General features: G+C 68.6%; 1 protein-coding gene. It reads right to left on the bottom strand.

Annotation, left to right across the window (positions count from 1 at the left end):
- Positions 1–17 precede the first annotated feature (17 nt).
- Positions 18–1,670, bottom strand: a complete 1,653-nt coding sequence (locus tag E0493_RS22890; protein WP_160939574.1) for an IS1182 family transposase — start codon at positions 1,668–1,670, stop codon at positions 18–20.
- Between the last annotated feature and the right edge of the window lie 76 nt (positions 1,671–1,746).

Raw genomic sequence — 1,746 nt, 5'->3', positions numbered from 1 at the left:
AGATACTGTCGGCGAAGTCAGGCAGCTTCGGCCAGGGCTGCGAAGCGTGTGACACGCGTCTTGGCGCGCGGTGTGCCCCCCAGCCAGTTCACGACGCGGGCTAGGTTCATGGCGGCTGCTGTGCAGACCTGCTGCAGCCCGGTCTTGATCTCGCCGACGTAGCGGCTTCGGCGCATGCCGAATGCGCGCACACCCTGCGACAGGGTGCCCTCGATGCCTGCACGGATGCCGTAGCGCTTCTGCCAGTCGGGGTCATCCATCCTGGCGCGGGCCGCGCTCAGCGCTTCGTACTCTGGGCGTGGGTGAAAGTAGACGGACCGGCGCGCCTCCTGCGCCGTCGTGCAGAGCGCTCGGGTCACGCAGGCGCCGCAGTCGCTGCGGCTGAATACTGCCGAGATTCTCGGGGCGCCGGCCTCGTCGCGGCCTGCTCGCCAGGTCACCGACGCCTTGCCCTGCGGGCAGGTGACCCTTTCCCGTTCCCAGTCGATGCTGAAATGCTCCTGCTCGTAGGCCCTCTCGGCCTCGGTTCGCCGCCGCGGCATGGCTCGGACCGGCCCCTCGAGAGAGACGCCGTGGTCGCGTCGGCTCGTCACGAGGAGGTCGGCGTCCACATAGCCTGAATCCACGTAATGCTCGCTGGGCAGCAAGCCCTTCGCCGCGAGCGCCGCGTGGATCGCAGCCGTGCTAGCCATGTCTGGCAGCATCGCGGGGCCGGTCCGGACATGCGTGATGAGGCGCGCGGTGTCATCGTCGCATGCCTCCGTGACGTGCACTTTGTAGCCCGACCACTCCATCCCGCGCTTCGTACTATAGTGCATCTCGGGATCGTAGGGTGACTGGACCCGCTCGCCGACGGGCGGCCACTCCTTCGCCTCGCGCCAGCGCGGCGTGCCGTCCTCGCGCCGCGCATAGTGCGTACTCCATACGGTGCGGAGGGGCGCGACCGCCGGCGTCGCCCGAGCGGCTGCGGGAGCGCCGTTGGCATCCAGCGCGTCAAGGAGCGCGTACCCGTCGGCGCCAACCGTGAGGGCGAAGGCCGCCCGGCCGGCGTCGCTCCGCGGTAGCCGGAAGTTCTCGGCGCGGTGGGCGTAGCGCTCGTACCAAGCCGGCTGTGCCACACCGCGCAGCCAGTCGGGAACCTCCGCAGCGAGCGCGTCGAGTGTCGCCCTGAGGGTTTCGGTCACGAGTTCGAGGAGGTGCAGGTCGCGCGCGGCGCCGAGGACGTGGGTGCTGTCGGTGCGCTGCTTGCCGCGCGATTTGACGAGGCCGCAGGCCTTGAACCGCTCGAGCATCGTGTCGAGCAGAAGGTGGGTCGCGTCGCCTGCAACGAGGCGGGCGCGGAACTCGCTCAGCACGCTGAAGTGGAAGCCTGGATCCGTCAGCTCGAGTCCGAGTGCATACTTCCAGTCGATCCGTGCCCGGACCGCCTCCGCCGCCTCCCGATCGCTCAGGTGCTCGAGGTACTGCAGCACCGTCACCAGAGCGAGGCGCCAGGGAGCGAGACCAGGCTGGCCGCGCTTGGGGTAAAGGGCCGCGAAGTCCTCGTCGCGGTAGAGTTCGGCGAACTCGTCCCGCAGCCGGGTCGCGATCGTTCCGTGCGGGAAGGCAAGGGCCGCGATACGGGCCGTCTCGACGGGCACCTCGTCAATCCGCAGAGGCTTGAGGCTCATGGCAGCCACTCCATGAAGGAAGGCACCACTTACCTCCTACCCAATAATATCGCTCTGCAATTCGCCGACAGTATCT

This window comes from Teichococcus coralli (assembly GCF_009829925.1).
GTDB classification, from domain to species: Bacteria; Pseudomonadota; Alphaproteobacteria; order Acetobacterales; family Acetobacteraceae; genus Pseudoroseomonas; species Pseudoroseomonas coralli.
The sequence above is the reverse complement of the archived record's forward strand: the minus strand, read 5'-3'. Positions and strand labels throughout refer to the sequence as shown.

What these genes read in the sequence shown, in the direction of transcription:
- E0493_RS22890 (WP_160939574.1), bottom strand. Translation starts at nt 1,670, where the DNA reads ATGAGCCTCAAGCCTCTGCGGATTGACGAGGTGCCCGTCGAGACGGCC.